This is a genomic window from Haloterrigena sp. KLK7 (assembly GCF_037914945.1).
GTDB classification, from domain to species: domain Archaea; phylum Halobacteriota; class Halobacteria; order Halobacteriales; family Natrialbaceae; genus Haloterrigena; species Haloterrigena salinisoli.
Genome location: NZ_CP149787.1, coordinates 970,651 through 990,523, shown reverse-complemented (window position 1 = coordinate 990,523; position 19,873 = coordinate 970,651). Strand labels below are relative to the sequence as shown.

The following is a 19,873-nucleotide window of genomic DNA, read 5'->3' as shown; positions in this document are numbered from 1 at the left end:
AGGGGTATCCCATCCGTTTACCCGCGACGCCTCGTAGCGAGCGTATGGGCTGGACTGCCGCCGATATTCCCGATCAGCACGGTCGCACGGTCGTCGTCACGGGCGCCAACAGCGGTATCGGTCTCGAGGCGACGCGCGAGCTCGCGCGCAACGGCGCCACGGTGATCATGGCCTGCCGGAGCGCGGCGCGGGGCGCGGAGGCCGTCAGCGACGTCCGCGCGGACGTTCCCGACGCCGACCTCCGCGTCGAGGAGTGCGACCTCGCGGACCTCGAGTCGATCCGATCGTTCGCGGACCGACTCGACGGCGAGGACCTCGACGTGTTGATCAACAACGCCGGCGTCATGGCGATCCCTCGCTCGGAGACCGAAGACGGGTTCGAGACCCAGTTCGGCGTCAACCACCTCGGCCACTTCGCGCTGACGGGGCTGTTGCTCGAGAACCTGGGCATTCACGACGAGGGCGACTCGCGGATCGTCACCGTCTCGAGCGGCGTCCACGAGAGCGGCGAGATCGACTTCGACGACCTCCAGGGCGAGGACTCCTACGACAAGTGGGACGCCTACGCCCAGTCGAAACTGGCCAACGTGCTGTTCGCCTACGAACTCGAGCGCCGGTTGCTGACGGCGGACGCGAACGCGACGAGCAACGCGGTCCACCCGGGCTACGCGAACACGCGGCTGCAGTTTCGCGGTCCCGAACAGAGCGGCAGCCGGGTCCGGAAGGCGGCGATGAAGGTGATGAACACCGTTCTCGCGCAGTCGGCCGAGATGGGCGCGTTGCCGACGCTGTACGCCGCGACCGCGCCCGAGGCCGAGGGCGGCGCCTACTACGGCCCCGGCGGATTCAAGAACATGCGCGGTGCGCCCGAGCGTCAGGCCTCCTCGGACCGCTCCTACGACGAGGAGACGGCCCGACGGCTGTGGGACGTCTCGAGCGAGTTGACCGGCGTGACCTACGACCGACTTCCCGAGCCGAAAGCTCAGTCGCCGTGAGTCCGGGCCGGCGACCGACGTCGCGGCGACCGTAACGCGAAAGACGACGCAGCCGAATCATCGAGTAATGAGCGACGACGGTATCCAGCGTGCGAGCGACGTCGGTTCGTCGGACGCGCCCCCGGTCGAGGAGAAGCCCTACAAGATCGTCTTCGAGGCGAACAAGTGCTTCGGCGCGGGCAAGTGCGCCGAGGTCAGCGACAACTGGGAGATGTCCATCGCCTCGGGGATGGCCCAACCGAACGAGTACTTCTTCGGCGAGGAGGACCTCGAGCACAACGTCCGCGCGGCGGAGGTCTGCCCGGCCAAGAAGGACGACGGCTGTATCCACGTCGTCGACCGCCGGACCGACGAGGAGATCGCGCCCGATCCGCACGGCGACGGGACGCTGAGCGTCGACTGGTAGCGACTCGACCGTCGATCGCGTCTCGAGCGACCGAGTGCGAATAGCCCCCTCAGGCGAGGAAATTGACCTGCGGGAACGCCAGGAGGACGAACAGCAGCGCCAGCAGACCGCCGAGGTAGGGCAGCGCGCGGTACGCGACGACCATGTAGTCGATGTCTGTGAGTCCGCTGATGATGTAGAGGTTCAGCCCGTACGGCGGCGTGATGAAGCCGATCGCGTCGCCCAGGATGAAGATGACGCCCCAGGCGACCGGATCGAGGCCGATCTCGAGCGCGGCGGGCGTCAGCAGCGGTGCCGTCAGTACGACATTCGGAATCGACGCCAGGGCCAGGCCCGCGATCAACACGGTCGCGACGAGCGCGACGATAATGAGCCAGTCCGATCCCAGCGAGAGGATCGCTTCCGAAACGGCGTCCTGAAGGTTGAGATACGCCAGATTCTGCTGGACGAGGACGGCGATGACGATGATCGGCATCAGCACGCCGACCAGCACGAGCGACGTGTAGCCGGCCCTGACCATTTCGTTCCCGCTCCGGAGTCGACCGGTGACGACTGCCGTCACGAGGATGTAGAGTACGGCGACGGACGCCGATTCCGCGGGCGAGAAGATCCCTGCGAAGATGCCGCCGAGCAGGATCACGATCGCGCCGAGCCCGATCTTCGCTTTCCAGGCAGTTTCCGCGACGTCCCGCGCTTCGAAGTCGTACGCGTCCGTGTCGATGCCGTAATCGAACCGATTCGAGATGAACATGTTGATGCCCAGCAGAATACCCAGCATCGCTATCCCGGGAACGATGCCGGCGATGAACAGGTCCGGAATCGAGACGCCGAAAGTAACGCCGTAGACGATGAGCATGATGCTCGGCGGGAGTACGCTCCCGATCGTTCCGCCGGACGCGATCGTGGCCGCCGCGTACCCCGGCTCGTACCCTTCTTCCTCCATCGACGGGTAGAGCGCTTGACCGACGGACGCGGTCGTCGCGGCGTTCGATCCCGTGATCGCCGAGAAGATCGCCGACGTCCCGATGACCGTGTTCCCGGTGCTCCCGGGAAGCCAGCCGAGACAGGCACGCGAGAACGCGATGATGTCCTTGGAGACGTCCGCTTTCCTGAAGAGGTCCCCGACGAGGATGAATAACGGGATCGCGATGTACGTGAACGATTCCAACTCCGAGAAGGCCGTGATCGACATGTTCGCCATCGAGAAGCCGGGAACGAAGAGGTAGAACGTGACGACCCAGAGACCGAAGGAGAGCACGAGCGGTACGCCGAGTGCGAACAGCAGGACGCTGACGATCGCGACCGCCAGCAGGAGCACCTCGAGCGGGAGGCTCGCGGCGATCATTCGTCTCTCACCCCGATCTGCGGGTCCGGGCGGATATCGTCACCGTTTCGATAGGCGATCGTCGTGGTGATTGCCTGTTGGACTACCCGGAGCAGGATCAGCCCCGTCCCGACCGGCACGGCGAGATAGAAGTGCGCCTGCATCACGTTCTCGGTGCCGACGACCATCCGACCGGACTCGAACACCTGGACGAGCTCCGGGAGCGAGTGCCAGAAGATCGCGCCGACGACGAGGACCCAGAGCAGCCACTCGATCACGTACATGGCGTACTGGCCGACCCCCGAGAGATTCGATCGAAACAGCGTAAACCGGAAGTACGACTGGTGGCGGAGGCCGAACGACGCAGCGAGCCACGCGATCCAGACGAACAGTCCCTGCGCGACTTCGAACCCCCAGTCGATCGTCCACGCGAAGAACGTGCGACCGAAGATGTCCGTAATCGTAATGGCTAGTACCACCATCAACAGCGTCAGTGCGAGCATTCCCTCGAAGTACTTCTCGAGGTACTGGAGCCAGGGCGGAAACCGAACGTCGCTCGTCTCCGTTATCGTTGACATGGTCGTTATATCTCCTCGAGGTAGTCGTCCCACCACGCGTCGATGCTGAACTCGGACGGCGACTCCGGCGCGTCGCCCTCGCGGGCGATCTCGTAGATCCGCTCGTAGAAGTCGTCGGGCGTTTCCTCGAAGTTATCGAGCAGTGCCCGTTCGGGCTCCCACTTCTCGGGGTTCTGTCGCGGATCGAGCGGATCGACCCACGCCTGTCGCTCGTCGTCGTCGAGGATGTTCACCGTCACGCCGAGATCGTCCCACGCCGAGCCGTCCGGCGGCGACTCCTGTTGCCCGACGCGCTCGTCGACCAGTTCGTCGGCCTGCGCGACCGCTTCTTCGGTCGTCTCCCGCGTGACCTCGGCGATCAGGTCGCGATGCTCGTCCGGGAGCGACTGCAGCCAGTCCGTGTTCACCCACAGGGTCCCTTGCCCGCACATGAACCCCACGTCGACGACCTGATCGATGACCGGCCCCATCCCCGAGCCGATCGCGACCGACGACCACGTCTCGAGCCCCTGGACGACGCCGGTCTCCATCCCCTGGACGGTGTCGCCCCACGACACTTCGGTCGGCGTCGCGCTCCAGGTCCCGAGGGACTCGTCGGCGGCCCGCGACGCGGTCCGGCGAATGATCAGGCCCTCGAGTTGCTCCGGTCGCCTGAGGTCGCCGCCGATCTGGTCCGTCCCGTCCTCGGAGATGAAGACGTCCCGGAGCGCGGGCGTCCAGTAATAGAACGGCAAGACGTTGTACTTCCGCGCGAACGGCAGCCAGAAATTCTCCCAGGCGTATTCGTGCGTGAGCGTGTGCGTTATCGACTCCGGCGACGGAAACGTGTACGGAACGAGCCAGACCTGGTTCTCCGGAAAGAACGCCGTCGAGTTCCCGACCGACCCGTAGCCGGCTTCGATGACCTGACTCTGAACTTTCGTTCCGCAACTCGCTGAACTGCAAATCTGGTTGTCCGGCTGGATGATCATCGTCAGTTCGCCGTCCGATTCCTCCTCGAGGCGATCGGCGATTGCGAACGACGCCGACGGCGAGATGCAGTCCAGACAATTGTCGTTCGGGTTACCGAGTTCGCCGACCGTGAACTCCCCCGGTTTCGCCCCGGCGTCGGTGAGCGAGCTCAGGCAGCCTGCCGTCGCTGCGGTGACCGTCGCCCCACCGGCACCGAGCAACGCCCGCCGCGTGTAGCGGTTACTATTCGCCATCGCGAACCACCACCATCGCGTTTCGACACCGCTCGCCGCCGTTTACTAGCGAATCCATACTACGAGAATCGGACGATCGTGGGTGTGCGTTTGGCTTGCAAAAACAGCCCACATCAGTAGACACGCGAATCCGTCTCTAAATTGTATTGCAACGAACGTACATTCTCCCCCGACAGATTGTGGGACTAACGGATTCGGTTTCTCCGAACGGGCACGCTTTGAGCACACCGCCCGCGCTGTACAGGGACGCGCCTGCGCCATCGATCGACGTGGATTCGTGCCAGACTCGATCGCTGAGCGTCGAGTGACCGCAATCACGACGCAGACCCGCCGCAGTCGTTCGGGAGGCGAACATCGAAACGCACATTCCCGGGGGACGACTACCCTCGAGTGCGCTTCTGTGCGAGGGTAGCCAAGCAGGCCAACGGCGGTGGGCTTAAGACCCGCTCCCGTAGGGGTCCTTGGGTTCAAATCCCAACCCTCGCATACCGACTCGAACGACAGTGAGAGTCGTGTCTGCGAGACGAGGGATTTGAATCAGACCGAGGTTCTGCAAGCGACGCGAGTAGGTTCTCGGGCGTGGTTCAAATCCCAACCCTCGCACTGCTTTCGTAGCGATAATCGCAGTAATGTAACGGTGACGGCAGTAGACGCAAGTGCCAATGGCTTTAGGAAGAGGTGCTTTCCCCCTCGGTCTTCTTGCTCGAGACACGCATCGTTATGAAACAAACAGAGGCATTCCGCGTTCTCGCGAGCGCCGATCGCCAGCTCGTGCTCCACGAACTCCTCGAGCGCGACGGGACGGCCAGTATCGACGATCTCTCGCGACAGGTGGCCGCTCGACGGCATCGGCTCTCGTCCGGGAAGATTGATGACGCGATGGTCGAGCGCGCGCACGTCCGGTTGGTGCACGCTCACTTCCCACATCTCCAGGCGCGGGAGCTGATCGATATCGACTGGGACGACGAGGCGGTAGCGCTGACCGACGAAGAGTGCGTCGATCAGCTCCTCGAGGCCGCCGACGAGTTAGACAGTTGGCCGCCGACCGATCTCCTCGAACGGCCGTCTCGCAGCCGATAGTTCGAGCCCGAAACAGGGCGGCGGGAGTGACCGTGTGGACTCCGTGAGAGTTGCAACTTTATCCTTGCAGCCGCATGCTCAGGTATGGCGTCAGCAGACGAGACGGGTGAGACCGATGTGGGGGAGGCGATCGATATTCTGTTAGTCGAGCCGAACCCCGGCGACACCCGTCTCTTCGAGGAAAACTTTCGCGACGCGAAGCTCATGAACGCCGTCCACGCCGTCACCGACGGCGAGGAGGCGCTCGACTTTCTCCACGGGCGGGACGAGTACGAGGGCGCGCCGCGACCGGACCTGATCCTGCTCGAGCCCCAGCTCCCGGGAACCAGCGGGATGGAGGTGCTCTCCGAACTGAAAAACGAGCCGCCGCTGGACGAGATCCGCGTTATCGTGCTCACCAGTTCCGAGATGGGCGAGGAGATCGTCCGCTCCCACGGCCTCGAGGCCGACGAGTACATCCGCAAGCCCGTCGAGACCGCGGAGTTCATCGACTTCGTCCGGGAGGTCGAGGACTTCTGGTTCGCGATCGTCAAAAACGAGTCCGACGACTGAGCGGACCGGGCCGCTCAGAAGGGGTACTCCCGCCGTTCGCGCTGGACGGAGACCACTTTCGTCGTCGTCAGTTCCTCGAGGAGCGACTCACCGTTGTACCGCCCCAGTCCGGACTGTTTCATCCCGCCGAAGGGGACGTGGGGTTCGTCGTTGATCGGCTGATCGTTGCTGTGGATCATGCCGGTAACCTCCTGGTGAAAATATCGTGTCGTCGTCGAAGTCCCTTCATCGCGGTTCGTCGTTCTCCCTCGGACGCGAGCGGCGTCGCGACGGAACGTATTTTGTTACACAGCTATCAGGTATGTACGATGACTGAACCGACGACCTGGACCGTCGATCACCGCGGGCCGATTCGATTTCCGCTCCGCGTCGCGGTGACCCTCGCCGGCATGCCCCGATCGATACTGGTCGCGTTCTTCGTCGCCGGCCCGCTCGTCGTCGCCGGAATCGTCGCCGCGGTCGGCGAACCCGGGCTGACGTTCGCCGCCGGCGCGTGGTTCATCGCCGTTCTGTTCGTCTGGTTTACGTCCGCCGGCGCTGCGCGGACCGAGTACACGCTCGAGACCGACGCCCGCCGACTCGAGATCGAACGGGTCGGCGTCGAGACCGACAATCCGCTGGTCCCCGCGACCGGCGACGTCCCAGTGATCGACCTCGACCGCGTCGAATCGGTCGGCGCGTTCTCGCTCCCCGGAACGACCGTACTGACCGTCTCGTACGCCGGCGTGAACGTCTCGGAGCCGACGGCGTTCGAGATCTCCGACGCGGACCTGCCGCGCGTCCGGACAGCGCTCGAGGCCGCCGGACTGGCGCTCCCGACCGACGCCGACGGAGCGATCGCCGACCGTCGGACCCAGTACCTCCGCGGGAGCGCGATCCTCGTCGCTCTCGGGCTGACGATCGTCGGACCCGCGCTCGCGCTCGCCGCGCAGACGCTGCGTGGGTCGCTCTCGCCGTCGGTCCTCGGTGGGATCGGACTCGCGCTCGCCGGAGTTGTCGGCGCCGTCGTGGCGTCCCGGCTGCCCTCGTTCCCGTCGTACGACGGGGCCGACGGGCTGAGCGACGGTCTCGTGATCCGCACGAAGCGCCGGCTCTATCTGATCGTCGGTGCCGCCGTCGGCGTGGCCGCGTTCCTCGGTGTCGTGGTCGGTGTGGCGTCGCTCGCGGCGTAGTCAGCCTTCCTTCGCGGGGAAATCGATGTACTCGGGCGCTACCGCGTCGGTCGTGTACGTCTCCCGGCCGCGTTTGATGATGCGGTGGCCGTCCGCGAGCATCGCCGCGGTGTCGACCGCGAGCACGACGGGATCGCTCGCGTGGCGCGCTCCGACGCCGCGGGCCGCCTCGCGGCTCCCCGAGAGGTGAACCCGCTGGCGGGACATCGGCCGGAGCCCCTCCTCGCGTATCGACGCTACGTTGGCGGGCGCCGTCCCGTGATACAGTTCGTCGGGCACCGGCGCGTCGGTCGGCTCCGACTCGCGGGTCGCTTCGCTCTCGAGGTCGACGTCGACGGAGTGACCGTACGACGCCCGGACGCGACCCCCGCCCGTGCTCTCCGACTCCACGTCGGTCCGCTCGAACCGTCCCTTCGGATCCGTGGCGATCACCGCCGCGACGTGGCTGGGCTCGGCCCAGTCGTACTTCCGTTCGACCGCATCGGCGAGGGACTCGTAGTCGGTCCAGCCGCGCTCGTCGAGTTCGAGACCGACGTCCTCTGGGAAGTGTCGGAGCGCGCCGCTGACGAATTTCGAAAGCCGGCGGCGTCGCTCACCGGAGAGCAACAGCTTCCCGCGGGCGTCGCAGACGGGACACCGTCCGTTGGCGCTCGAGTACGGCCCGTGCTCCTCACAGGTTCGAATCGGGTCCGTCACGATCGCCCGTACTCGCTCGAGCGAAACCAACCGCTCGGTCCCCGGCCGTCAGTCGCCCGTCCGGAACGACAGGTCCAGCGACGGCGCCGAGTGGGTCAGCGATCCCATCGAGACGATGTCGACGCCCGTCGCGGCGTAGTCGGCGACGGTCTCGAGGGTGATGCCGCCGCTGGCCTCGGCGAGTGCGTCGTAGTCGGCGAGCAGGTCGACGGCCTCTGCAGTCTCGTTCGGCGTCATGTTGTCCAGCAGGACGATATCGGCGCCCGCTTCGGCGGCCCGCGGCGCGTCGTCGACCGACTCGACCTCGACGTCCAGTTTCGTGGCGAACGAGGTCCGCTCTCGGAAGTGCTCGATCGCGCCCTCGAGTCCCATCTCGGCGACGTGGTTGTCCTTGACCATCACCATGTGGGAGAGGTCGAGTCGGTGGGTGTCGCCGCCGCCCGCGACGACGGCGCGTTTCTCGAGGCCGCGCAGACCGGGCGTGGTCTTGCGGGTCGCGGCGATGCGGACGTCCTCCGATTCGGTGCGCTGCTCGCGGCCGGTAGCCGCTCGCGTCTCCGAGGCGCGTTGCGCCTCGCGAGCGCACTCGACGACCTCGTTCGTTCGCGTCGCGATTCCCGAGGCGTGGCCGGCGAGGTTGACCGCGACGCGCTCGCCTCGAAGAATCTCGCGTGCGGCCCCCTCGACGCGGAGCAGTTCGTCGCCGGGTTCGACGGCGGTGCCGTCCTCGAGCGCGTCGCGGACCGCGACGTCGAGATAGTCGAAGACGGCCGTCGCGGCCTCGAGGCCCGCGACGACGCCCGACTCCTTGGCGACGAGCCGTCCCGTGGTCTCGCCGGGCACCTGATTGGTCACGTCGTGGTGGCCGACGTCCTCGCGGAGCCAGCGTTCGACCTGTGCGTTCGTGATCATCGGTGGTCAGTCGTCCGCCGGTGGTTCGGGCTCCGCCGCCGACTCGTCGCTCGAGTCACTCACGTAGTGACAGCCCGTCGATGTCGTGTTCTCGCCGGCCGCCCGCGCGATCAGCAGCGCCACGACGCAGGCGTTCCGGTGCTCGTACAGATCGCGCGCCGTCCGCGTCCGAACGTAGGCGTCGACCTCGCCCTTGAGTCGCCGGAGGACGGCACTGGCGCGGGCGATCTCCTCGGGGTCGCGCTCGAGGCCGAGGTACTCGTCCATCGTCCGCTTCAGGCGGACGGACTTCTCGGCGGCGAACCGTTCGGGTAGGTCGGGGTCGCTGTTCCGGAGGTCTGGCGCCTCGACGACCTCGGGTTCGGACCCGGCCGCCACTGCGTCCTCGCCGGCCCGCAGCCCCCAGACCAGCCCCTCGAGCAGACTCGTGCTCGCCAGCCGGTTGGCGCCGTGGACGCCCGTGCGGGCGCACTCGCCGACGGCGTAGAGCCGATCGAGCGACGTCCGACCGCGGTCGTCGACCGCGATTCCGCCACACAGGAAGTGTTCGCAGGGGGCGACGGGGATCTCGTCGCCCTCGATGCCCCGATCGCGGCACTTCTCGGCGATGGCGGGATACTCCTCGGCGAACTCGCCCTCGAGCGTGCTCACGTCAAGCACGACTTCACCGGTCTCCTCGCGCTCCGTCTCGACCGCACGGGCGACGACGTCCCGCGGCGCGAGTTCGGCGTCGGGGTGGTAGTCGTCCATGAACCGCTCGCCGTCGCCGTTGCGGAGCACGGCGCCCTCGCCGCGGAGCGCTTCGGACAGCAGGAAGGGGTCGTCACCGTCGTAGGCGGTGGGATGGAACTGCACGTACTCCATGTCCTCGACCTCGGCGCCCGCGAGCGCGGCCACGGCGATCCCGTCGCCGGTCGCGTCGTCGGGGTTGGTCGAGCGCGCGTAGAGCGCGCCGATCCCGCCGGTCGCGAGGACCGTCGTCCCGGCGAAGACGGGGTGTCCGTCGGGTTCCTCGTCGGTCAGCGCGCCGTGAACCCGCCCCTCGTGCGTGATCAGATCGAGCGCGGCGGTGTCCTGGCGGACCTCGATCCGCTCGTGCGCGTCGACGTGATTCAGGAACGGCCGGAGGATGTGGGTCCCCGTCGCGGCGTCGACGTGGAGGATGCGGTGGTCGGAGTGAGCCGCCTCTCGGGTGTAGTCGAACTCGCCGTCGTCGCCCTCGTCGAAGTCGACCCCGAGGGTATCGACGAGCACGTCCTCGACGGCGTCGTCGGCGTGCTCGACGAGCGCGTCGACCGCGTCGGGATCCGCGGTGCCGTCGCTCGCCTCGAGGATGTCGCTTTTCAGGCTCTCGGGATCGCCTCGCGTCGTCGAGATGCCGCCCTGGGCCCAGTCGGTGCTGGCGCCGTCGGGTTTCGTCGCCTTCGTCAGCAGGAGGACCTCGGCGCCCTCCCGGGCGGCCGCGAGCGCGGCCGCACAGCCGGCGATCCCGCTGCCGACGACCAGGACGTCCGCGGTCTCCTGCGTCGCGTTCGGTGTATCGGTCATGGTTCAGATCTCGAGCATGCGGTCGAGCGCGACGCCCGCGAGTTCCTTCTCCTCGGGGGCGACCTCGATGACGTTGCGTTCGCGGCCCGCGACGAGCTCCTCGAGGACCCAGGTCAGATAGTTCGGATCGATCTGGCGCATGGCGTTGCAGTCCATGCAGGCGTCGCCGCAGAGCGGCAGGACGTTCACCTCCGGGTGCCAGCGCTGGAGGTGGTTGGTCAGGTGGATCTCGGTGCCGATGGCCCAGGTCTCGCCGGGGTCGGCGTTCGCGACCGTCTCGCAGATCGTGCTCGTCGAGCCGACGACGTCGGCGGCCTCGACGACCTCGCGGCGACACTCGGGGTGGACGACCACGTTGGCCTCGGGGTGTTCCTCGCGGATCTCGGCGATGTGGTCCTCGCGGAACCGCTCGTGGACCTGGCAGTAGCCGTCCCAGAGGATGATATCGCTCTCGGCGACCTCTTCGGCGTCCTTGCCCTCGGGGTCCCACGGGTCCCACTCGGCGATCTCGTCTTCCATGTCCAGCCGGTGGGCCGTGTTCTCTCCGAGGTGCTTGTCGGGGAGGAAGAGGACCTTGTCGCCCCGCTCGAAGGCGTACTCGAAGGCCTTGTGGGCGTTGGATGAGGTACAGACCAGCCCGCCCTGACTCGCACAGAAGGCCTTTAGGTCCGCGTAGGAGTTCATGTACGTGATCGGGACGATGTCGGCGTCGGGCGCCGCGTCGGTGATCTCGGCCCACGCGCTGTCGACCTGCAGGGCCTCGGCCATCCCGGCCATCGGACACGAGGCCTCCATACTGGGGAGGATCACCGTCTGGTCGTCGTCGGTGATGATGTCCGCGCTCTCGGCCATGAACGTCACGCCACCGAAAATCACGTACTCGGCGTCCGCGTTCGCGGCTTCCTTCGAGAGCTGGTAGGAGTCGCCGATGAAGTCGGCGTGCTCGACGATCTCCCGGCGCTGATAGTTGTGCCCGAGGATCACGACGTCGTCGCCGAGTTCCTCGAGCGCCGCCTCGATGCGCTTCGTGCGCTCGTCTTCTTCGAGATCACGGTATCGAGGCGGTAGTTGTTCGAGATTATCGTATTTGAACAGACTCAAATCGGTCTCCAGCTCCGCCGTTTCCATTTTGACCATTTCACGTCACCTGTGGGTAACTCCACGTCACACCGCTCCGTTGAAGAAGTTTTTCCTTCGATACTGCACACCGGCGGAATACCATCGATGGATATGACGGACGAAAACTGATTGCCCGTGGTTCAGCCTGGTCTATAGGTCGTTCTCGCTGACAGTCACCTCTCCGTGCAGTGGCTCCTTTCCGCTCGCGTCCCTAGAGCGGATATGGCGCTCGAGGAAGTCTTCACGCACTTCACCCGGCGGGACTGGGAGGACGAATCGCCCGACGAAACGGTTCGACTCGCCGTCGTCGGCGTCGGCGGCTTCGCCCGGAATCGCGCGCTCCCGGCGATCGCGGCGGGTCGGTACTGCGAGACGACGGCGCTGGTCACCGGCTCGTCAGATCGCACGCGGGCCGTCGCCGAGTCGTTCGACGTTCCCCACGTCCTCGGCTACGACGCGTTTCTGGCCGGCGACCACGCGGACTCCTACGACGCGGTCTACGTCGCGACGCCCAACGCCACTCACGGCGAGTACACCGTCGCCGCCGCGGAGCGCGGCAAACACGTCATCTGCGAGAAGCCCCTCGAGACGACTCGCGAGCGCGCTCTCGGCATCGTCGACGCCTGCGAGGCGGCCGACGTGACGCTGATGACGGCCTATCGGCTGCAGACCGAACCGACGGTTCGACGGGCGCGGGAACTCGTCCGCAGCGGCGTCATCGGCGACATTGTTCAAGTTCACGGGGGCTTCTCGCACCCGCTGCTCGAGGACGCCGGTCCCGACACGTGGCGCCTCGATCCAGACCTCGCGGGCGGCGGCGCACTGGTCGATCTGGGCGTCTATCCGCTCAACACGATCCGGTTCGTCCTCGAGGCCGATCCCACGGGCGTCTACGCCACCACCCACTCGAGCGGCGCGCCCTTCGACGCGGTCGACGAACACGTCGCCTTCCAGCTCGAGTTCGAGTCGGGCGCGACGGCCTCGTGTACGGCCAGCTTCGACGCCCACGCCAGCAGCCAGCTCGAGCTGGTCGGCACCGAGGGGAAGATCCACGTCGAGTCGCCGTTCGGCGGCGTCGTCCCCCAGGAGATGGTCGTCGAGAGCGGCGACGTCCGCATGGAGTACACGGGCCCGCCGGTCGACGAGGTCCGCGAGGAGTTCGACTACTTCGGCTACTGCGTGCTCACCGGGACGGCGCCGGAGCCCGACGGCGAGGACGGACTCGTGGATCTCGAGGCGATCGAGGCCGCCTACGAGTCCGCCGAGACCGGGTGTCGAGTGGGGCTCGAGTGACGGGCGTCGGGTAGCTCTTGAGTGACGGTTCGCCGGCTGGACCTCGAGATTCGATGTGGGCCGGCGTATCAGCGCGGGCGGAAACGGGCCGATGAAACGTCGCGGTAACACACAGTCTCTGGTGCTCGCGCTGGCAACGGGGAGTACCACCCCCTCCCCAGCCGATTCGCTCGTTCGCATTGCTCACTCGCTCATCCCTCGCGCGGCGTTGTCGGCCGTCCTCACGACGTTCGGCCGGCCTCGCTCACGGCTCGCTTCGCTCTCCGTTCGCTCTCGAGGCGCTCTCCGCGGTCGCGCCTCGCCGACAGCGCGCGCCACCGCGGTCGCAGCCAATCAGTGATTCCCACGGAGGTACGTTTGGGAACGACTGTACCTCGAGGAGAAAACGATCCTCGGCCCGTCAGGAGGACGCTTCCTCCCACGGCGTCGACTCGGCGTCGACCAGCTCGAACAGCTCGTCGAACTCGTCGGGGAACTGTGCCTCGACGTTCGCGAGCTCGCCGCCGGGCACCGTCTCGGCGAGCAAGGCGGTGACCGCCTTGATCCGGAACACTGCCTCGCTCTCGTCGATTTCCGCGGGCTTCCCGTAGCCGGTGTCGAGATCGAGGTCGTCGTAGTTCAGCCGCTCGTGGACCCGTCCGACGAACTCGTCGAAGTCGTACCCCTGTCCGTGGTCGACCCCCAGCAGATAGCGGTCGATCTCCATGGGCAGCGGGCTGGCGATGTCCGTCGCGCCGCCCTCGTCGACGCGCTCGCCGATCGTCTCGAGGACGGCCCGCACCGTCCGGACGGCCTCGGCCTGGGTCCCGGCTTCGATGCGATGCTGTACCTCGCCGACGAAGTCCGTGTAGTTGGTCTTCTTCTGGGACATCGGGAATCAGAGGGGAGCCCTCGCCCGGTACTGTGGAGAGAACTGTCGAAAAACGTCATCCCGGGATTGGCATGGCCTGAGAAACGGTTCTCGATCGCCTCGAGGCGGGCGATCGGCGCCGCTCGAGCCGACCCGCTCAGAGCCGGTCGGGTGCGAGTTCGTCGATCGTCGTCTCGACGACGTCCCTCGAGGCCGGTTCCGGAACGACGACGATGGGGTGGTCGATCCCCGTCTCGGCGACGAGCGTCCGAAGCTGCTCGCGCGCGTCGTCCGGCGTGCCGGCGACGCCGAGGTCCGCCAGCATCGCGTCGGTCACCGCCTCGGCGGCCTCGCGTTTGTTCCCGCCGCGCCAGGCGTCGGCGATTCGGTCCGCGCGCTCGGGGTACGCCGTCGCCACCGCACGGCGGTATCCTTCGCCGCTGCCGACGTAGTAGGCGACGTGCCGGCGCAGCGTCTCCCGGGCCTCGTCGGGATCCTCGCTGACCGCCGACGGGACGTAGGGCGCGACGGTGATCTCGCTCGGATCGCGGTCGCGCTCGCGGGCCGCGTCCGCGACTTCCTCGAAGGCCTCCTCGAGGTGCGCGAACGGGATGTTGTGGGGGATCCAGCCGTCGCAGAGCCGGCCGACGACCCGCCGGTTCGCCGGCCCGAGACCGGCGTGGTAGATCGGCACCGGGGCCTCGAGCGACGGGAAGTCGGCGGCCGCGAGCACCTCGCCGTCGTAGTCGACGCGGCCGTCGCCGGCGGTGTACGCGCGGACGAGTTCGATCGCCTCGTGGGCCCGCCGGACGGGCCGATCGAACGCCATCCCGTGGAGGTCCTCGACGGCTTTCGGCGTGCTGGTCCCGACGCCGAGCGTGAAGCGACCGTCCGACGCTCGCTGCAACGATGCGGCGGTCATCGCGAGCACGGCCGGCGACCGCGAGTAGACGTTCAGGATCGCGCTCCCGAGGCCGATCTCGTCGGTCCGACAGGCCATCTCGGTCAGCTGGACGACGCCGCTCTCGCCCCAGAGCTCGCCGACCCAGACGGCGTCGTAGGACAGTTGTTCCGCGCGGACCGCGATGTCCGCGAGATCGAGGTCACCGAACGACGTTACCATGAGTCCGACGTCCATGCTCCCGACGACGGGAGCCAGCGAGAAAAAATCGGGCTACCGTTCGAACGTGAACTCGAGACCGTCCGCGGACTCGCGCTCGCTCGCGCAGTCGTACACCACGATCTCCCCGGCGTCGGTGACGACCAGGTCGAGACCGGCGACGCTGAACTCGAGGCCGAACGACGTCCCCTCGCCCTGCGTGGCCGCGTGGTCGAGCAGTCGTTCGAGCGCCTCCGGATCGATCGTCTCCCACAGCGGGTCGATCGCCATCGGCGAACGGTCCGTGACGGTCGTGACCGCGCTGACGATCGCACTCGAGAGCTGGCCGGAGACGGTCGGGTCGAAATGGGCGCAGTGGACGGGCGGACACTCGTGTTCGGAGAGAAGGCCGTTCATTGCACTGAATACGTCCGCAAACACGTTGAAGGAGCGGACGGTATATGCCCGGTTTTATAAGCTCATCGGACGAGCGAGTTCTCGATCAGCGCCTTCAGCCCGCGGCGGAGGCGACCGCTGACGGCCGACGAGGAGACCTCGAGCGCGTCCGCGAGGTCTTCGACCGAGGAGTCCCGCGGATCCTCGAAGTAGCCGCGTTCGTAGGCGGTGACGAGCGTCTCCCGCTGGACGGGGGTCAGACCGTAGCCCTGTCCCGGGCTCCGGTCGCCGTCCTCGGCGTGGTAGAGCCGGTCGACGGTGAAGGCGACGTCCTTGCTCCGACAGTGGTCGCGGAACTCCTGTAACCGGCCGAGTTCGGGCACCTCGAGGGTCGCGATCCAGCCGCCGCGACCGCTCGTAGCGTGGAGGACCCGCATCCCCAGTTCGGCGGCGCGGGGCAACACCAGCCGCTCCGCCGAGGTCAGTCGCATCCGGTAGACGCGGAACTCGCCCCCGTCGATGACGACCGTCGGCTCCGAGACCGTGGGATCGTCGGCGACGACGCGGTCGAACGCGTCGAAATCGCCGCCGTAGGTCTCGAAGAAGAGGTAGTACTCCCCCGGCCCGGCGATCGTCTGGTACTCGAGTTCGGTGGTCATCTCGGGAAGCGCCCGAATCGTCGGGGTGAGCACCAGCTCGGGATGGACGAGCGTGATCTCGGCGATGACCCGCGCCTCGCTCATGCGGAACCGTTTGCTATCCACTCACATGAACCTTGGAACTCGAGCCGCCGGGAGAATCCGTGACGAAACTCGCCACGGACCGACTCACTCGTGGCGCAGTGCCTCGATCGGGTCCACGCGGGCGCCGCGCCACGCGGGGTAGAGCCCCGAGACGACGCCGACGCCGATACCGACGACGATAGCGACGGCGATCCAGTCGATCGGGTACGCCATCGGCCACTCGAGGAGCGACACGCCGAGATAGCCGACCCCGATCCCGACGATGACGCCGACGGCGGCACCGATGACGCCGAGGATCATCGACTCGACGAGAAACAGTTGCATGACGTCGCGTTTCGTCGCGCCGACGGCCTTCATGATGCCGATCTGGCGGGTCCGTTCGGTGACGCTGACGATCATGATGTTAGCGATGCCGATCGAGCCGACCACGAGCGCGATCCCGGCGACGGCGCCGATGAACAGCGTGAGCTGATCGACGATGTCGGTGAACTGCTCGATGGCGTCCTCGACGGTCTGGACCGCGATCTCGTGATCGTCCTGTTTCAACTCGGCCGCGTGTGATTCCTCTTCGAGGTAGTCGGCGACCGACGCCTTGGCCGAGTCGACCTCGTCGACGCTCTCGGCGCCGACCAGTAGTCCCGGGTAAGCCCGCTCTTCCTCGCCGGCCGGCGTCTCGACCGTCGTGGTGTAGTAGGCGTCGATCGAGAGGAACAGCCGGGGCGGCGTCTGGTCGCCGAACTCGGGTTCGACGACCCCGGCGACGGTGACGGTCTCGGTCTCGCCGTCCTCGAACGTGAGCGTCAGTTCGTCGCCGACCGCGACGTCGCCCTCGAACAGCTGGACCGTCTGCTCGTTGACGACGACTTCGCCCTCGCCGTCGAACGGGCCGCCCGCGACGAACGTCGCGTGTTCGAACCGATCCGCTGTCGTCGCCTGCGCGTCGACGACGCCGGTCACCTGCTCGTCGTCGGTCGCTGTCTGGACGACGTCGACCGTCCCCTGCGGGGCGACGAACTCGACGCCCTCGCTATCCTCGAGGGCCGCGACGTCGCTCTCGGTGTAGATCGGCGTGTCGACGGTCATGATCCCGTACCCCGCCTCGGGGTTCGTCTGCGTCTGGACGGTCATCACGGGCTCCTGCTCGGCCTCGACGTCGCCGATCACGCTCTCGGAGAAGCCGCCGCCGAGCACGACGAACGTGATCACGGCCGCGACACCGATGATCACGCCGATCGTCGTCAGCGTCGAGCGCAGTTTGTGCGAGCGGATCGATCGCCAGCTGATTCGGAGGCTCTCGCGGACGTTCATGACTCTTCGCGCACCCCCTCGTCGGCGAGGCCGGCTTCGCTCGGACCGAGAGGTTCGGACCCCGAATCGCCGATATCCGGTCGCCTCTCGCCGATTCGATCGTCGACGGTCTCGCCCGTCACGTCTCGAGCGTCCGCGAGGTGCTCGACGTCCTCGATCCGCCCGTCGACGAGGTGGACGACGTGGTCGGCGTGCTCGGCGACCGCTCGCTCGTGGGTGACCAGTAGTACCGTCGTCCCCTCCCGGTTGAGTTCGGCCAACAGCGACATGATCCCCGCGCCGGTCTCGGTATCGAGGTTCCCCGTCGGCTCGTCGGCCAGAACCAGCGTCGGCTCGTTCGCGAGCGCCCGGGCGAGCGCGACCCGCTGGCGTTGGCCGCCCGAGAGCTCCGTCGGTCGATGCTCGAGCCGATCACCCAGCCCCACGCGCTCGAGCAATTCCTCGGCGCGCTCGCGCCGGCTCTCGTCGACCGCGTCGTGGAACACCATCGGTAGCGTGACGTTCTCGGCGGCGGTCAGCCGCGGCATGAGGTTGAACGTTTGGAAGACGAAACCGATCTCGGTGCCGCGAAGCCGCGCCCGTTCGGCGTCCGAGAGCTCCCCGATCGTCTCGCCGCCGACCTCGATCCGCCCCTCGGTCGGCGTGTCCAGACAGCCGATCAAATTCATGAGCGTGCTCTTCCCCGACCCGCTCGGTCCCATCACCGCGGTGAACGACCCCTCACCCAGCGTCAGCGAAATCCCGTCGATCGCGTGAACCGGTTCCCCGAGCCGGTACGTCCGCCGGACGTCGTCGACGACCACTGCGGTCGCCGTTGGTAGTTGTTCGGTTGACATTATCTCCCACACTAGTCCGGCCAACCCTTAGCCAAATAACAGTTACAGTTCCCGCCAGGCAGACCGTCTATCACTCGAGGCGAACGGTCCGCCGCGAGACGACGCCTCGAGGGCCGTCAGCCGCCGACCCCGTCGAAGACGACGTCGCCGTCGACCATCGTCATCGCGACGTCGATCTCGTCGATTCGATCCGCGCGGTCCCACGGCGATTCCTCGAGGACGACCAGATCCGCCTTCTTGCCGACCTCGAGGGTCCCGAGTCGGTCCTCGTCGAAGCCGGCGTACGCCGCGCCGCGCGTGTAGGCCCGCAGCGCGTCGGTGACCGACAGTCGCTGGGCCTCGGTCGGCGCGGTGACGGCGTGGTGGACGCCGAGCAGGGGATCCAGCGGCATGCAGTCCGAGCCGAAGGCGAGCGGGACGCCGGCCTCGAGCGCCCGCCGGAACCGGTTGGTCCGATTCCGCCGCTCGCGTCCCAGTCGCCGGTCGTAGAGGCCGCCCTCGTCCGCCCAGCGGTGGAAGTTCGGCTGCATCGACGCGACGACCCCGGCGTCGGCCATGCGCTCGAACTGGTCGTCGGTCGCCAGTTCCGCGTGTTCGATCCGGTGGCGCCGGCCGCCGGGATCGGCCGTCGACTCGAGGGCCGACAGCGTCTCCTCGATGGCCGCGTCGCCGATAGCGTGGACGCAGACCTGATAGCCCGCACTGTCGGCGCGCTCGACCAGCGCCGCGAGGTCGTCGGGGTCGACGACCCACTGGCCGCGGTCGTCGTCGTCGGTCCCCTCGTCCGCATCGTGTTCTGCGTCCGCTCCGGCCGCACTGGCGTCCGCGTACGGCTCCCGGAGTCGCGCCGTTCGGCTCCCGAAGCTCCCGTCGGAGAAGGACTTGATCGCGCCCGTCTGCACGCGGTCGTCGCCCGCGTTCGTCGCCAGCCCGACCTCCTCGAGCGCCTCGAGGTGGTCGCTCCAGTAGTCGATCCGAACGCGCAGGGGGAGGTCGCCGTCGACGGCCATGTCGCGATAGACTCGCGGCGCGACCGAGCCGCGGACCTTGTCGTGGACGCCGGTGACACCCAACTCGACCGCGCGTTCGGTTGCCGCCGCGAGCACCTCGCGCATCTCCGCGCGGTCGGCCGTCAGCTCCCGGCGGACGGCCTCGGCGGCGTCCTCGACGGCGACGCCGGTCGGCTCACCGCCCGATCGCCGCAGATCGGACGCGGGGAGGTCGTCCCCGAGTCGCTCGAGGGCGACCGAGTTCAGCGAGGCGGTGTGCAGGTCGACGCGCATCGCGACGACCGGGCGGTCCTCGCTGACGCGGTCGAGTTCCTCGCGCGTGAGCGGTCGCGTCCGCGAGTCGTCCCACGCGCTCTCGTCGTAGCCGAAGCCGAGGACCCACTCGCGGTCCGGTTCGGCGTCGGCGTGGGCCGACAGCGTCTCGAGGCAGTCCGCGACGCTCGTCGCATCTGAGAGGTCGGCGTGGACGAGGTGCTGTCCCAGCTGCTCCACGTGCGTGTGGGCGTCGATAAAGCCCGGCAGGACGGTTCGCCCGCCGCAGTCGACCACGTCGGTCGCGACGCCCTCGAGGAACTCGACCTCGTAGGTGTCGCCGAGTCGAACGATCTCGCCGTCGCGGATCGCCATCGCTTCGTAGACGATATCGGGGTCGGTCAGCGCGTGGATCTCCCCGTCGATCAACAGGAGATCGGCGGCCTCGGTCATGCTCGAGAGGGTGTCGGCGAGGGCCAAAACGGTTCGGGCGAAAGCC

20 protein-coding genes, 1 tRNA gene and 1 pseudogene are annotated in these 19,873 nt (G+C 67.4%); 7 read left to right on the top strand and 15 right to left on the bottom strand.

All coding sequences use genetic code 11. From position 1 onward, the window contains the following. Positions 1-44 precede the first annotated feature (44 nt). Both WD430_RS04890 and WD430_RS04885 read left to right on the top strand, forming a co-directional pair. On the top strand, positions 45-995 hold the full coding sequence (locus WD430_RS04890; protein ID WP_339104910.1) for an oxidoreductase: 951 nt from the start codon (positions 45-47) through the stop codon (positions 993-995). Positions 996-1,062: 67 nt separating this feature from the next. Continuing rightward, complete coding sequence (locus WD430_RS04885; protein ID WP_339104909.1) at positions 1,063-1,401, top strand: ferredoxin; 339 nt, start codon at positions 1,063-1,065, stop codon at positions 1,399-1,401. Between the two features lie 49 nt (positions 1,402-1,450). Here the strand turns inward: WD430_RS04885 and WD430_RS04880 are convergent, their stop codons facing one another. From WD430_RS04880 to WD430_RS04870, 3 genes are read right to left on the bottom strand one after another with little or no spacing between them, the layout of a single operon-like run. Then, a complete protein-coding gene (locus WD430_RS04880; RefSeq protein WP_339104908.1) occupies positions 1,451-2,746 on the bottom strand; it encodes a TRAP transporter large permease in 1,296 nt (431 codons plus the stop codon). Continuing rightward, the gene (locus WD430_RS04875) at positions 2,743-3,303 is read right to left on the bottom strand and encodes a TRAP transporter small permease (protein ID WP_339104907.1); all 561 of its coding nucleotides are present in this window, start codon (positions 3,301-3,303) and stop codon (positions 2,743-2,745) included. The genes WD430_RS04880 and WD430_RS04875 overlap by 4 nt, the downstream gene beginning before the upstream one ends. A 5-nt stretch (positions 3,304-3,308) precedes the next feature. Next, a complete protein-coding gene (locus tag WD430_RS04870) occupies positions 3,309-4,508 on the bottom strand; it encodes an ABC transporter substrate-binding protein (protein ID WP_339104906.1) in 1,200 nt (399 codons plus the stop codon). A 402-nt stretch (positions 4,509-4,910) separates the two neighbouring features. Here WD430_RS04870 and WD430_RS04865 point away from each other — a divergent pair. The 3 genes from WD430_RS04865 to WD430_RS04855 all read left to right on the top strand — a co-directional run bounded on the left by WD430_RS04865 (position 4,911) and on the right by WD430_RS04855 (position 6,140). Then, a tRNA-Leu gene (locus tag WD430_RS04865) sits at positions 4,911-4,994 on the top strand. 234 nt (positions 4,995-5,228) lie between these two features. Continuing rightward, complete coding sequence (locus WD430_RS04860) at positions 5,229-5,588, top strand: hypothetical protein (RefSeq protein ID WP_339104905.1); 360 nt, start codon at positions 5,229-5,231, stop codon at positions 5,586-5,588. Positions 5,589-5,672: 84 nt separating this feature from the next. Next, positions 5,673-6,140: a response regulator gene (locus WD430_RS04855; protein WP_339104904.1), complete on the top strand. Its 468-nt coding sequence runs from the start codon at positions 5,673-5,675 to the stop codon at positions 6,138-6,140. Positions 6,141-6,154: 14 nt separating this feature from the next. Here WD430_RS04855 and WD430_RS04850 read toward each other — a convergent pair. Next, positions 6,155-6,337, bottom strand: a pseudogene (locus WD430_RS04850) (aldehyde dehydrogenase family protein); the annotation flags it as partial. A gap of 111 nt (positions 6,338-6,448) precedes the next feature. On the opposite strand from WD430_RS04850, the gene WD430_RS04845 reads away from it, so the two are divergent. After that, entirely contained in the window at positions 6,449-7,312 is an 864-nt protein-coding gene (locus tag WD430_RS04845; RefSeq protein WP_339104903.1) for a hypothetical protein, read from the top strand. On the opposite strand, the gene WD430_RS04840 is transcribed toward WD430_RS04845, so the two are convergent. From WD430_RS04840 to nadA, 4 genes are read right to left on the bottom strand one after another with little or no spacing between them, the layout of a single operon-like run. Beyond that, entirely contained in the window at positions 7,313-8,008 is a 696-nt protein-coding gene (locus WD430_RS04840) for an RNA 2'-phosphotransferase (protein WP_339104902.1), read from the bottom strand. 48 nt (positions 8,009-8,056) lie between these two features. Then, the gene (gene nadC / locus WD430_RS04835) at positions 8,057-8,920 is read right to left on the bottom strand and encodes a carboxylating nicotinate-nucleotide diphosphorylase (protein WP_339104901.1); all 864 of its coding nucleotides are present in this window, start codon (positions 8,918-8,920) and stop codon (positions 8,057-8,059) included. Positions 8,921-8,926: 6 nt separating this feature from the next. Further along, complete coding sequence (locus WD430_RS04830) at positions 8,927-10,468, bottom strand: FAD-dependent oxidoreductase (RefSeq protein WP_339104900.1); 1,542 nt, start codon at positions 10,466-10,468, stop codon at positions 8,927-8,929. A 3-nt stretch (positions 10,469-10,471) separates the two neighbouring features. After that, entirely contained in the window at positions 10,472-11,605 is a 1,134-nt protein-coding gene (gene nadA / locus WD430_RS04825; protein ID WP_339104899.1) for a quinolinate synthase NadA, read from the bottom strand. 204 nt (positions 11,606-11,809) lie between these two features. Here nadA and gfo6 point away from each other — a divergent pair, with 204 nt between their 5' ends. Further along, a complete protein-coding gene (gfo6, locus tag WD430_RS04820) occupies positions 11,810-12,880 on the top strand; it encodes a D-xylose 1-dehydrogenase Gfo6 (protein WP_339104898.1) in 1,071 nt (356 codons plus the stop codon). A 400-nt stretch (positions 12,881-13,280) separates the two neighbouring features. On the opposite strand, the gene WD430_RS04815 is transcribed toward gfo6, so the two are convergent. From WD430_RS04815 to WD430_RS04785, 7 genes are all read right to left on the bottom strand, one after another. Further along, the gene (locus WD430_RS04815) at positions 13,281-13,751 is read right to left on the bottom strand and encodes a DUF2267 domain-containing protein (RefSeq protein WP_339104897.1); all 471 of its coding nucleotides are present in this window, start codon (positions 13,749-13,751) and stop codon (positions 13,281-13,283) included. A gap of 136 nt (positions 13,752-13,887) precedes the next feature. Next, entirely contained in the window at positions 13,888-14,868 is a 981-nt protein-coding gene (locus tag WD430_RS04810) for an LLM class flavin-dependent oxidoreductase (protein WP_339104896.1), read from the bottom strand. Between the two features lie 36 nt (positions 14,869-14,904). After that, the gene (locus WD430_RS04805) at positions 14,905-15,246 is read right to left on the bottom strand and encodes a HalOD1 output domain-containing protein (protein ID WP_339104895.1); all 342 of its coding nucleotides are present in this window, start codon (positions 15,244-15,246) and stop codon (positions 14,905-14,907) included. Positions 15,247-15,308: 62 nt separating this feature from the next. Further along, complete coding sequence (locus WD430_RS04800; RefSeq protein ID WP_339104894.1) at positions 15,309-15,968, bottom strand: helix-turn-helix domain-containing protein; 660 nt, start codon at positions 15,966-15,968, stop codon at positions 15,309-15,311. An 84-nt stretch (positions 15,969-16,052) separates the two neighbouring features. Beyond that, a complete protein-coding gene (locus WD430_RS04795; protein WP_339104893.1) occupies positions 16,053-17,276 on the bottom strand; it encodes an ABC transporter permease in 1,224 nt (407 codons plus the stop codon). Beyond that, a complete protein-coding gene (locus WD430_RS04790) occupies positions 17,273-18,112 on the bottom strand; it encodes an ABC transporter ATP-binding protein (RefSeq protein WP_339104892.1) in 840 nt (279 codons plus the stop codon). The genes WD430_RS04795 and WD430_RS04790 overlap by 4 nt, the downstream gene beginning before the upstream one ends. Before the next feature lie 116 nt (positions 18,113-18,228). Next, on the bottom strand, positions 18,229-19,827 hold the full coding sequence (locus WD430_RS04785; protein ID WP_339104891.1) for an amidohydrolase: 1,599 nt from the start codon (positions 19,825-19,827) through the stop codon (positions 18,229-18,231). Positions 19,828-19,873 lie beyond the last annotated feature (46 nt).

Bases quoted from the DNA above. Each gene is read 5' to 3' on its own strand.
- WD430_RS04800 (WP_339104894.1), bottom strand. From the start codon at position 15,968: ATGAGCGAGGCGCGGGTCATCGCCGAGATCACGCTCGTCCATCCCGAG.
- WD430_RS04875 (WP_339104907.1), bottom strand. From the start codon at position 3,303: ATGTCAACGATAACGGAGACGAGCGACGTTCGGTTTCCGCCCTGGCTC.
- WD430_RS04795 (WP_339104893.1), bottom strand. From the start codon at position 17,276: ATGAACGTCCGCGAGAGCCTCCGAATCAGCTGGCGATCGATCCGCTCG.
- WD430_RS04810 (WP_339104896.1), bottom strand. From the start codon at position 14,868: ATGGACGTCGGACTCATGGTAACGTCGTTCGGTGACCTCGATCTCGCG.
- gfo6 (WP_339104898.1), top strand. From the start codon at position 11,810: ATGGCGCTCGAGGAAGTCTTCACGCACTTCACCCGGCGGGACTGGGAG.
- WD430_RS04855 (WP_339104904.1), top strand. From the start codon at position 5,673: ATGGCGTCAGCAGACGAGACGGGTGAGACCGATGTGGGGGAGGCGATC.
- WD430_RS04830 (WP_339104900.1), bottom strand. From the start codon at position 10,468: ATGACCGATACACCGAACGCGACGCAGGAGACCGCGGACGTCCTGGTC.
- WD430_RS04870 (WP_339104906.1), bottom strand. From the start codon at position 4,508: ATGGCGAATAGTAACCGCTACACGCGGCGGGCGTTGCTCGGTGCCGGT.
- WD430_RS04860 (WP_339104905.1), top strand. From the start codon at position 5,229: ATGAAACAAACAGAGGCATTCCGCGTTCTCGCGAGCGCCGATCGCCAG.
- WD430_RS04805 (WP_339104895.1), bottom strand. From the start codon at position 15,246: ATGAACGGCCTTCTCTCCGAACACGAGTGTCCGCCCGTCCACTGCGCC.
- WD430_RS04785 (WP_339104891.1), bottom strand. From the start codon at position 19,827: ATGACCGAGGCCGCCGATCTCCTGTTGATCGACGGGGAGATCCACGCG.
- nadC (WP_339104901.1), bottom strand. From the start codon at position 8,920: ATGATCACGAACGCACAGGTCGAACGCTGGCTCCGCGAGGACGTCGGC.
- WD430_RS04890 (WP_339104910.1), top strand. From the start codon at position 45: ATGGGCTGGACTGCCGCCGATATTCCCGATCAGCACGGTCGCACGGTC.
- nadA (WP_339104899.1), bottom strand. From the start codon at position 11,605: ATGGTCAAAATGGAAACGGCGGAGCTGGAGACCGATTTGAGTCTGTTC.
- WD430_RS04790 (WP_339104892.1), bottom strand. From the start codon at position 18,112: ATGTCAACCGAACAACTACCAACGGCGACCGCAGTGGTCGTCGACGAC.
- WD430_RS04885 (WP_339104909.1), top strand. From the start codon at position 1,063: ATGAGCGACGACGGTATCCAGCGTGCGAGCGACGTCGGTTCGTCGGAC.
- WD430_RS04880 (WP_339104908.1), bottom strand. From the start codon at position 2,746: ATGATCGCCGCGAGCCTCCCGCTCGAGGTGCTCCTGCTGGCGGTCGCG.
- WD430_RS04845 (WP_339104903.1), top strand. From the start codon at position 6,449: ATGACTGAACCGACGACCTGGACCGTCGATCACCGCGGGCCGATTCGA.
- WD430_RS04815 (WP_339104897.1), bottom strand. From the start codon at position 13,751: ATGTCCCAGAAGAAGACCAACTACACGGACTTCGTCGGCGAGGTACAG.